An 8,507-nucleotide genomic window follows, 5' to 3' on the forward strand; every position below is an offset into this window, starting at 1 on the left:
CCAACCGGATGAGGTCATTGAAAAAGGCCGCGTCGGCCCTGGCGAACTGATGGTGATCGACACCCGCAGCGGCAAGATCCTGCACTCAGCCGAAACCGACAACGATCTGAAAAGTCGCCACCCGTATAAAGAGTGGATGGAGAAGAACGTTAAGCGTCTGGTGCCGTTCGAAGACCTGCCGGAAGATCAGGTGGGCAGCCGTGAGCTGGATGACGCCACGCTGGAAACCTTCCAGAAGCAGTTCGGCTACAGCAGCGAAGAGCTGGACCAGGTGATCCGCGTACTGGGCGAGATCGGCCAGGAAGCCACCGGTTCGATGGGTGACGACACCCCGTTCGCCGTGCTTTCCAGCCGTCCACGCATTATTTATGACTACTTCCGCCAGCAGTTCGCGCAGGTCACCAACCCGCCGATCGATCCGCTGCGTGAAGCCCACGTGATGTCTCTGGCCACCAGCATTGGCCGTGAGATGAACGTGTTCTGCGAAGCCGAAGGCCAGGCTCACCGCCTGAGCTTCAAATCGCCGATCCTGCTGTATTCAGACTTCAAGCAGCTCACTACGCTGGAAGGCGAATATTATCGTGCCGACACCCTCGATCTGACCTTCGATCCGGCGGAGCAGGATCTGGAACAGACCATCCACGCCCTGTGCAACGAAGCGGAGCGTAAAGTCCGTGACGGCGCAGTGCTGCTGGTACTCTCCGACCGTGCCATCAGCAACCAGCGTCTGCCGGTCCCTGCGCCAATGGCGGTGGGGGCAATCCAGACCCGCCTGGTGGACAAGAACCTGCGCTGCGATGCCAACATCATCGTTGAAACCGCCAGCGCCCGCGACCCGCATCACTTCGCCGTGCTGTTGGGCTTTGGTGCTACCGCTGTCTACCCGTATCTGGCCTACGAAACGCTGGCCAAGCTGGTCGACAGCCAGGCGATCGACAAGAAATACCGCGACGTGATGCTCAACTACCGTAACGGCATCAATAAAGGGCTGTACAAGATCATGTCCAAAATGGGCATCTCGACTATCGCCTCTTACCGCTGTTCCAAACTGTTTGAAGCCGTCGGCCTGCACCGTGACCTATCCGATCTCTGCTTCCAGGGCGTGGTCAGCCGCATCGGCGGTGCCAGCTTCAGCGACTTCCAGCAGGATCTGCAAAACCTGTCCAAACGCGCCTGGCTGAAACGCAAGCCGCTGGATCAAGGTGGCCTGCTGAAGTTCGTGCACAATGGCGAATACCATGCGTATAACCCAGACGTGGTGAACTCGCTGCAAAAAGCGGTGCACAGCGGTGAGTACAGCGATTACCAGGCTTATGCCAAGCTGGTCAACGAGCGCCCGATTGCCACACTGCGCGATCTGCTGGCGATCACTCCGAAAGGCGCGCCGATCCCGGTCGATCAGGTTGAACCAGCCGAGTCGCTGTTCAAACGCTTCGATACCGCTGCCATGTCCATCGGGGCACTCAGCCCAGAAGCCCATGAATCGCTGGCGATTGCCATGAACAGCCTGGGCGGTTTCTCCAACTCCGGTGAAGGCGGTGAAGATCCGGCGCGCTACGGCACCAACAAGGTTTCCCGTATCAAGCAGGTGGCCTCTGGCCGCTTCGGCGTGACGCCAGCCTATCTGATGAACGCCGACGTGATCCAGATTAAGGTCGCCCAAGGAGCCAAACCGGGTGAAGGCGGTCAGTTGCCTGGCGATAAGGTCACGCCGTATATCGCCAAACTGCGTTATTCGGTGCCGGGCGTTACCCTGATCTCGCCTCCGCCGCATCACGATATCTATTCGATTGAAGATTTGGCACAGCTGATTTTCGATCTGAAACAGGTTAACCCGAAGGCGATGATTTCGGTGAAGCTGGTTTCCGAGCCAGGCGTGGGCACCATTGCCACTGGCGTAGCGAAAGCCTATGCCGATCTGATCACCATTGCCGGTTACGACGGCGGCACCGGGGCAAGCCCGTTATCTTCAGTTAAATATGCTGGCTGCCCATGGGAGCTTGGCCTGGTGGAAACCCAGCAGGCACTGGTGGCCAACGGCCTGCGCCACAAGATCCGCCTACAGGTGGATGGTGGCCTGAAAACCGGCGTCGACATTGTTAAGGCTGCCATTCTGGGTGCAGAGAGCTTCGGCTTCGGCACCGGCCCGATGGTGGCACTAGGCTGTAAATACCTACGTATCTGCCACTTGAACAACTGCGCGACCGGCGTGGCAACTCAAGATGAAAAACTGCGCCGCGATCACTATCACGGCCTGCCAGAGCGCGTGACCAACTACTTCCAGTTTATCGCTCGGGAAACCCGCGAGATCATGGCTACACTGGGCGTCAGCCAACTGGTCGATTTGATTGGCCGCACCGAGTTCCTGACCGAGCTCGATGGGATCTCCGCCAAGCAGAACAAGCTGGATCTGTCGCCGTTGCTGAAAACCGCCACGCCACATGCGGGCAAAGCCCTGCATTGCACCGAAAGCAGCAACCCGCCGTTCGATCAGGGCGTGCTGAACAAGGATCTGATGGCACAGGCGCAACCGTATATCGAGGCCAAGCACAGCAAGACCTTCTATTTCGATATTCGTAACACCGATCGTTCCGTCGGCGCGACCTTGTCAGGGGCTATTGCCACACTGCATGGCGACCAAGGGATGGCAGCCGATCCGATCAAGGCGCATTTCTCCGGTACCGCAGGCCAGAGCTTCGGCGTGTGGAATGCCGGCGGCGTTGAGCTGACCCTGACCGGCGATGCCAACGACTACGTCGGTAAAGGGATGGCCGGTGGCCGTATCGCCGTGCGTCCTCCGGTGGGCTCTGCCTTCCGCAGCCACGAGGCCAGCATCATCGGCAACACCTGCCTGTACGGCGCAACCGGTGGCAAGCTGTTCGCCGCAGGCCGTGCCGGGGAGCGTTTCGCCGTGCGTAACTCCGGGGCAATTACCGTGGTTGAAGGCATTGGCGATAACGGTTGTGAATACATGACCGGTGGCATCGTCTGCGTATTGGGCAAGACCGGCATCAACTTTGGTGCGGGCATGACCGGCGGCTTCGCCTATGTACTGGATGAAGACGGCGAGTTCCGCAAACGCGTCAACCCGGAGCTGGTGGAAGTGCTGGACGTCGATCAACTGGCGATCCATGAAGAGCACCTGCGCGGTTTGATCACCGAGCATGTGCAACTGACCGGTTCATCACGGGCAGAAGAGATCTTGGCTAACTGGCCGGTATGGGCGCCGAAGTTTGCGCTGGTCAAGCCGAAGTCCAGTGATGTCAAAGCATTGTTGGGTCACCGTAGTCGTTCCGCAGCCGAGCTGCGGGTTCAGGCGCAGTAAGGGGTCATTGAGTGAGTCAGAACGTTTATCAATTTATCGACCTGCAGCGCGTTGATCCGCCAAAGAAACCGCTGAAGATCCGCAAAATTGAGTTTGTAGAGATCTATGAACCCTTTTCGGCAACCCAGGCGAAATCACAGGCCGACCGTTGCCTGTCCTGCGGCAACCCCTATTGCGAATGGAAATGCCCGGTTCACAACTATATTCCGAACTGGCTGAAGCTGGCGAACGAAGGCCGCATCATGGAGGCAGCGGATCTGGCACACCAGACCAACAGCCTGCCGGAAGTGTGTGGCCGCGTTTGTCCGCAAGATCGCCTGTGCGAAGGTTCCTGCACACTGAACGACGAGTTTGGTGCCGTGACCATCGGCAATATCGAGCGTTACATCAGCGATAAAGCGATCGAGATGGGCTGGAAGCCGGATATGTCCCACGTGCACCCAACCGGTAAACGGGTGGCCGTTATTGGCGCAGGCCCGGCTGGCCTGGCCTGTGCCGACGTATTGACCCGTAACGGCGTGAAAGCGGTGGTTTACGATCGTCATCCAGAGATCGGTGGCCTGCTGACCTTCGGTATCCCGGCCTTTAAGCTGGAAAAAGAGGTGATGGTCAAGCGCCGCGGCATCTTCAGCGAGATGGGTATCGAGTTCCAGCTCAATACCGAAGTCGGTAAAGACATCACCATGGATGCACTGTTGAGCGAATACGATGCGGTGTTCCTTGGCGTCGGTACCTATCAATCGATGCGTGGTGGATTGGAGAACGAAGAGGCACCGGGCGTGTACGATGCGCTGCCGTTCCTGATCGCCAACACCAAACAGCTGATGGGCTATCAGCCAGAACAGCACGAGCCGTATGTCAGTATGGAAGGCAAGCGTGTGGTGGTGCTGGGCGGCGGTGACACCGCAATGGACTGCGTGCGTACCTCTATTCGTCAAGGCGCGACTCAGGTTATCTGTGCCTATCGCCGGGATGAAGCGAACATGCCAGGTTCCAAACGCGAAGTGAAGAATGCGCGCGAAGAAGGGGTCGAGTTTCAGTTCAACCTGCAACCGCTGAGTATTGAGCTTAACGGCGCGGGGCGCGTCGCTGGCGTCAAGATGGTGCGCACTCAGTTGGGTGCCCCCGATGCCAATGGCCGCCAGGTTGCCGAGCAGGTGCCTGGCTCCGAGCACGTGATCGACGCCGATGCGGTAGTGATGGCCTTTGGCTTCCGCCCGCACCAGATGGACTGGTTGGCCGCGCACGATGTGCAGTTGGACAAACAGGGCCGCATCGTGGCACCGGAATCGGTCGATAATGCCTTCCAAACCAGTAACCCGAAGATCTTCGCCGGTGGCGATGCGGTTCGCGGTTCCGATCTGGTGGTTACCGCGATTGCCGAAGGGCGCAAGGCTGCCGAAGGCATCATGTGCTATCTGGAAGTATGATTTACATCGGTTGAGGGCAAGAGGTGGCATCATGCTTCAGGTGATGCCCCCTCACCCTAGCCCTCTCCCACAGGGAGAGGGAACCGAATGTGCCACGATTTGACTCCTGCATCAAACTTCAACACCGAGTAACAAAACAGGCTACAAACAAGCCTCCGTACCTGATCACACTACCGAATCCCCCCCCTTGCCCTTTGCAGAACGAGTTCGCAGTATTCTTACTCCCCGCTGCCCGAAGCCGCACGGGCCAACCAAGCGCTCCGGCCAGCCCCCTCGCCCTTTGGGAGAGGGTTGGGGTGAGGGGAAACCACGACTCAGCAGCCTAGATATCCCCCCCACCCCCGATCTACAGGCAATAAAAAAGGCGCAACCTGAGTTGCACCTTTTTCCCTGCCTGCCGTAGCTTACTTCACGACACGCAACGCCGGACGTCCACCACCGCGTGGCGGCTGTGGCGGCTCATCATCAGGGCCGTTATCGTCTTCCAAACTATCCTGACGATCGCTATCAACCACTGACATCAGGCTACCCATTGGGCTAGACACCTCTTCCAGCCCTTCGAAAGCCCCTTCATCTTCGTACTTGGCTTCCGGTTCAAACAGGGTACCTGCCCCGTTCTCCCGCGCATAAATCGCCAGCACGGCCGCCATTGGCACCAGCACCTGACGAGGTACGCCACCAAAGCGCGCGTTGAAGGTGACTTCGTCGTCACCCAGTTGCAGGTTGCCTACGGCACGCGGAGCAATGTTCAGCACAATCTGACCATCGCGTGCAAACTCCATCGGAACCTGCACGTCTGGGCGCATTACGTCCACGACCAGATGCGGAGTCAGTTGGTTATCCAACAGCCAGTCATAGAATGCCCGCAAAAGATAAGGACGGCGCGGGGTCATCTGAGACATATCCATGATGCTTAGCCCCGAGTCTGCAGGCGCATTTCGCGCTCAGCTTCGGTTAAAGAGGCCAGGAATGCATCACGCTCGAAGACGCGGGTCATGTAACCTTTCAGCTCTTTAGAGCCGGCACCGCTCAGTTCGATACCCAGTTGCGGCAAACGCCACAGCAGCGGGGCCAGGTAGCAGTCTACCAGGCTGAACTCTTCGCTCATGAAATACGGGGTCTGACCGAAGATTGGCGCAATCGCCAGCAGCTCTTCGCGCAGTTGACGGCGTGCTGATTCAGCTTCCTGGCCGTTGCTCTGCTCGATTTTGTACATCAGCGTATACCAGTTTCTCTCGATACGCAGCATCATCAGACGGCTTTCACCACGCGCAACCGGATACACCGGCATCAATGGCGGATGAGGGAAACGCTCATCAAGGTATTCCATGATGATGCGGGATTCATACAGCGTCAGCTCGCGATCGACCAGCGTCGGTACCGTTTGGTATGGGTTGAGGTCGATCAGATCCTGCGGCAGATTATCGGGTTCTACCTGCTCGATCTCGACGCTGACGCCCTTTTCCGCCAGTACGATACGTACTTGATGGCTAAAGATGTCGGTCGGGCCAGAGAACAGCGTCATTACCGAACGTTTGTTGGCAGCGACAGCCATGAAAACCTCCAAGTTATCTAGAAAATACGGCGAATAGCCAAAATACCCATCACTCCACGAGCCATTGCGTTGTTGCCGCCTGGCTGCGACGTGAAATTGATTGGGTATCTCAGGCTGCTATCCTGAATAATCGTGACCGCAAGCCCGCAGCTCACAGATAAACCTTAGGTCTGGAAAACGGCCTCGGAGGTAGACTGACAGCACTGCACGGCGAACAGGCGCAAAAGTGGATGATAGTTTACCAGATTTTGACTGTTTTGTGGGGGTTATGCGTTGATTTATCACCTATCCCACTGATTTAAATGAGGTTTAATCTAATTACAGGCATAAAAAAACCCGCCGGAGAGGCGGGTTTTTCGCGTAAATCGTCCTGCCGAAGCAGAAAAAATTAACGCTTGGAGAACTGCGGACGGCGACGTGCTTTACGCAGACCGACTTTCTTACGCTCAACTTTACGCGCGTCACGAGTGACGAAGCCAGCTTTACGCAATTCACCACGCAGAGTCTCGTCGTACTCCATCAGTGCACGGGTGATACCGTGACGGATAGCGCCAGCTTGACCAGAGATGCCACCACCTTTAACGGTGATGTACAAATCGAATTTGCCAACCATGTCGGTCAGTTCCAGCGGTTGACGAACTACCATGCGGGCAGTTTCGCGACCGAAGTACTGTTCCAGGCTGCGCTGGTTAATAACGATGTTACCACTGCCCGGCTTGATAAAAACGCGAGCGGCGGAGCTTTTGCGGCGACCAGTGCCGTAGTATTGATTTTCAGCCATTGCCTATAATCCCGATTAGATGTCAAGAACTTGCGGTTGCTGTGCCGCGTGAGTGTGCTCGGTGCCCGCGTAAACTTTCAGTTTACGGAACATTGCACGACCCAACGGACCCTTTGGCAGCATGCCTTTAACCGCGATTTCAATCACGCGCTCAGGACGGCGGGCAATCATCTCTTCAAAGGTCGCTTGCTTGATACCACCGATGTGGCCGGTGTGGTGGTAATACACCTTGTCTGTACGCTTGTTGCCGGTTACAGCAACTTTTTCTGCGTTCAGAACGATGATGTAGTCACCGGTATCAACGTGCGGGGTGTATTCCGCTTTATGCTTGCCGCGCAGACGACGAGCCAGTTCAGTAGCGAGACGGCCTAAAGTTTTACCGTCTGCATCAACAACATACCAGTCACGTTTTACGGTTTCTGGTTTAGCTGTAAAAGTTTTCATTAGAAAGCTTACCCAATAATTTAGTTACACGTAGGTGTTCACCCAACGCTCGAAAACAGTTGAGGCTCACACGACCATCAAGTCCAGCAAACCTACCCCTTCGAATAGCCATTGCCGGCACTATACAAAGTTTTGGGAAAAAAACTTTGTTGTAACGTGGGGTCGCAAGATTATAGAGAAGTCGCTCACAAAGGTCGACCTGTTTTTACCGGGAAAACGGATTTAGCGCAGGGGGCCAGTTTGGCGACGATAATCGGGGGCTAAAATGGGCCTGGAAGCCAGGCCCGAACGCCGTTTACGGCAGATGGGGCAGCTTCAGATACTCCTCGCTCTGCATCTCTTGCAGGCGGGACAGGCAACGCTGAAACTCGAACTTCAGCTGTTCACCCTGGTAGATCTCGAACATCGAGGCTTCGGCGGCGATCACCAGTTTGACGTGGCGCTCGTAGAATTCGTCCACCAGCGCCAGGAAACGCCGGGCGGTGTTTTCCTTCAGCGGCCCCATAATGCGGACATTATACAGCATTACGCTGTGATAGAGGCGTGACAACGCGATGTAATCCAGTTGGCTACGCGGCTCTTCACATAGGGTATGAAAATCGATCGCCAATACCCCTTCCACAGCACGCAAGGTAGGCATTGGCCGGTGATTGATTTGCAGCACCGGAGCCTCTTCCCCGGCGTGACCCGCCAGCTTGAGGAAGATGTGATCCATCGTGTCCTGCGTTTGCTGATTCAGCGGGGTCAGATACAGGTGGGCCTGCGTCAGGGTACGCAACCGGTAATCGATGCCTGCATCCACATTCATCACGTCGCAATACTCGTTGATCAACTCGATCGCCGGCAGGAAACGTGCGCGTTGCAGCCCGTTGCGATACAGGTTGTCCGGAATAATGTTAGAGGTAGCCACCAGCGTAATACCGCGAGCGAACAGCGCCTGCAACAGCGTTGCCAGCAGCATGGCGTCGGTGA

Annotated in this window: 7 protein-coding genes; 2 read left to right on the forward strand and 5 right to left on the reverse strand. The window is 56.6% G+C overall.

From position 1 onward, the window contains the following. Nucleotides 1-3,325, forward strand: a 3,325-nt coding sequence (gene gltB, locus ACLQ7H_RS11580; RefSeq protein WP_411752793.1) for a glutamate synthase large subunit, incomplete at its 5' end; no start/stop codon positions are given. 11 nt (nucleotides 3,326-3,336) lie between these two features. Continuing rightward, a complete protein-coding gene (locus ACLQ7H_RS11585; RefSeq protein WP_411752794.1) occupies nucleotides 3,337-4,755 on the forward strand; it encodes a glutamate synthase small subunit in 1,419 nt (472 codons plus the stop codon). Between the two features lie 404 nt (nucleotides 4,756-5,159). Here the strand turns inward: ACLQ7H_RS11585 and sspB are convergent, their stop codons facing one another. The 5 genes from sspB to zapE all read right to left on the reverse strand — a co-directional run. Next, on the reverse strand, nucleotides 5,160-5,663 hold the full coding sequence (sspB, locus tag ACLQ7H_RS11590; protein ID WP_411752795.1) for a ClpXP protease specificity-enhancing factor: 504 nt from the start codon (nucleotides 5,661-5,663) through the stop codon (nucleotides 5,160-5,162). Between the two features lie 5 nt (nucleotides 5,664-5,668). Beyond that, the gene (gene sspA, locus ACLQ7H_RS11595) at nucleotides 5,669-6,310 is read right to left on the reverse strand and encodes a stringent starvation protein SspA (protein WP_024483694.1); all 642 of its coding nucleotides are present in this window, start codon (nucleotides 6,308-6,310) and stop codon (nucleotides 5,669-5,671) included. A gap of 388 nt (nucleotides 6,311-6,698) precedes the next feature. Continuing rightward, nucleotides 6,699-7,091 carry a 30S ribosomal protein S9 gene (gene rpsI / locus ACLQ7H_RS11600; protein WP_021180677.1) on the reverse strand — a complete coding sequence of 131 codons (393 nt, stop codon included), beginning with the start codon at nucleotides 7,089-7,091 and terminating at the stop codon, nucleotides 6,699-6,701. 15 nt (nucleotides 7,092-7,106) lie between these two features. Next, nucleotides 7,107-7,535: a 50S ribosomal protein L13 gene (rplM, locus tag ACLQ7H_RS11605; protein ID WP_021180678.1), complete on the reverse strand. Its 429-nt coding sequence runs from the start codon at nucleotides 7,533-7,535 to the stop codon at nucleotides 7,107-7,109. A gap of 295 nt (nucleotides 7,536-7,830) precedes the next feature. Then, a partial coding sequence (zapE, locus tag ACLQ7H_RS11610; RefSeq protein ID WP_411752796.1) for a cell division protein ZapE occupies nucleotides 7,831-8,507 on the reverse strand: 677 nt, incomplete at its 5' end.

Origin of the sequence: Serratia sp. (in: enterobacteria) (assembly GCF_046715635.1) — a bacterium.
GTDB lineage: Bacteria > Pseudomonadota > Gammaproteobacteria > Enterobacterales > Enterobacteriaceae > Chania.

Excerpts from the sequence above, each read along its gene's own strand:
- sspA (WP_024483694.1), bottom strand. The coding sequence starts at position 6,310 with ATGGCTGTCGCTGCCAACAAACGTTCGGTAATGACGCTGTTCTCTGGC.
- rpsI (WP_021180677.1), bottom strand. The coding sequence starts at position 7,091 with ATGGCTGAAAATCAATACTACGGCACTGGTCGCCGCAAAAGCTCCGCC.
- sspB (WP_411752795.1), bottom strand. The coding sequence starts at position 5,663 with ATGGATATGTCTCAGATGACCCCGCGCCGTCCTTATCTTTTGCGGGCA.
- rplM (WP_021180678.1), bottom strand. The coding sequence starts at position 7,535 with ATGAAAACTTTTACAGCTAAACCAGAAACCGTAAAACGTGACTGGTAT.